The organism is Burkholderia sp. Ac-20384, from assembly GCF_017104605.1.
GTDB classification, from domain to species: Bacteria; Pseudomonadota; Gammaproteobacteria; order Burkholderiales; family Burkholderiaceae; genus Burkholderia; species Burkholderia lata.
Map to the genome: position 1 here is coordinate 1 of NZ_JAAGPE010000604.1, position 2,056 is coordinate 2,056.

At 68.7% G+C, this 2,056-nt stretch carries 2 protein-coding genes; one reads left to right on the forward strand and one right to left on the reverse strand.

The window, feature by feature from the left end; translation table 11 throughout:
- On the forward strand, window positions 1-1,601 hold a 1,601-nt coding region (locus tag G3O00_RS42160), incomplete at its 5' end, for a family 20 glycosylhydrolase (RefSeq protein ID WP_206146545.1).
- A gap of 154 nt (window positions 1,602-1,755) precedes the next feature.
- Here G3O00_RS42160 and G3O00_RS42165 read toward each other — a convergent pair.
- Window positions 1,756-2,056: PTS transporter subunit EIIB (locus G3O00_RS42165; protein ID WP_206146546.1), on the reverse strand; the 301-nt coding region annotated here is incomplete at its 5' end.

Sequence of the window (2,056 nt, forward strand, 5' to 3'; positions counted from 1 at the left end):
CCGGCGTGCTGATCGAAGGCTACGATCGCGCCGGCCTCTACTACGGCGTGCAGACGCTCTACTCGCTCGCCCCCGCAGGCGGCGGCCCGATCCCGGCGATGCTCGTCGAAGATGCACCGCGCTTCACGCATCGCGGGATGCACGTCGATCTCGCCCGCAACTTCAAGCACCCGGCGACGCTGCGCCGCCTGATCGACCAGATGAGCGCATACAAGCTCAATCGCCTGCACCTGCACCTGTCCGACGACGAGGGCTGGCGCATCGAGATTCCCGGCCTGCCCGAACTGACCGGGATCGGGGGACGCCGCTGCCACGACCCGAGCGAGACACGCTGCCTGCTGCCGCAGCTCGGCTCCGGCCCGGACAACCGCTCGGGCGGCGGCTACCTGACGCGTGACGACTACGTGTCGCTGGTGCGCTACGCGGCCGCGCATTTCGTCGAGATCATCCCCGAAATCGACATGCCCGCGCATGCACGCGCGGCCGTCGTGACGATGGAAGCACGTTACCAGCGGCTGCATGCGTCCGGCCGCGAGCAGGAAGCGAACGCATACCGGCTGCTCGATCCGCAGGACACGTCGAACCTGACGACGGTGCAGTTCTACGACCGGCGCAGCGACCTGAACCCGTGCGTGCCGGGCGCGCTCAATTTCGCGTCGAAGGTGATCCGCGAGATCGCCGCGATGCATGCGGACGCGCAGGCGCCGCTGCACACCTGGCATTACGGCGGCGACGAGGCGAAGAACATCTTCCTCGGCGCGGGCTTCCAGCCGCTGAACGGTACCGATCCGAACAAGGGGCGCATCGATCTCGCCGCGCAGGACAAGCCGTGGGCGCGTTCGCCCGCGTGCACGGCACTGCTCCAGCGCGGCGAGATCAAGTCGATCGACGAGCTGCCGACGCGTTTCGCGCAACAGGTGAGCGCGGCGGTCAACGCGAACGGGATCGACACGATGGCCGCGTGGCAGGATGGCATCAAGCATGCGAACGGGCCGCAGGACTTCAGCACGCGCCACGTGATGGTGTCGCTGTGGGACACGATCTTCTGGGGTGCATCGGATAGCGCACGCGACCTGAGCGGCAAGGGCTACCTGACGGTGCTGGCCCTGCCCGACTACCTGTACTTCGACTTCCCGTACACGCTCAACCCGCGCGAGCGCGGCTACTACTGGGGCTCGCACGCGACGGACGAGTACAAGGTGTTCTCGCTCGCGCCCGAGAACCTGCCGCAGAACGCCGAAGTGATGGGCGACCGTGACGGCAACACGTTCGAGGTGACGGGCACGGGCCCCGCACCGCGCATCGAAGGCATGCAGGGACAGGCGTGGGGCGAGGTGATGCGCAACGACACCTTCCTCGAGTACATGGCCTATCCGCGGCTGCTCGCGCTCGCCGAGCGCGCGTGGCACCGGGCCGACTGGGAGCTGCCGTATGCGGCCGGCGTGCGCTTCAAGCGTGGCGACACGCATCACGTCGACACGGCCGCGCTGCAGCGCGACTGGGCCGGCTTCGCGACGCTGCTCACGCAACGCGAATTGCCGAAGCTCGACCGGGCCGGCTTCGGCTACCGGAAGCCGACCTTCACGCTGACGAATCCGTGAACGGCTGAGCGACCATGCGATGCGCAATGCTGGCGGGCGCATCGCACCCTCCATTGCCCGCACCAAAGAAAAACGGCTTGCGACGCATCGCAAGCCGTTTTCGTTTTGCCGGCCGGCCCGAACCCGCATGGCGGATCAGGCCGGCTTCATCGCATCAGGCCGGTTGTACGGCCGCCCCGCTGCCCGACGGCGGCAGGCGCGCGCCGAGCTGTTCGGCATAGCGTGCCGCCGCGTTGCCGCAGACGATGTGGAACGTGTCGAGCGACACCCACGCGACGTCGAGCGCACCGAGGCGATCGCGATCGACCGCCGACGGATCGCGTACGACCACACGCAAGCGCGTGGTCGCAACCGCATCGAGCGACGCGACGTTGGTCGCGCCGCCGAACACCGCGAGCCAGCGCGTCGGCTCCGGATCGAGCGGGCCGGCGGCCGCGCCCGTGACGGGCTGCGCG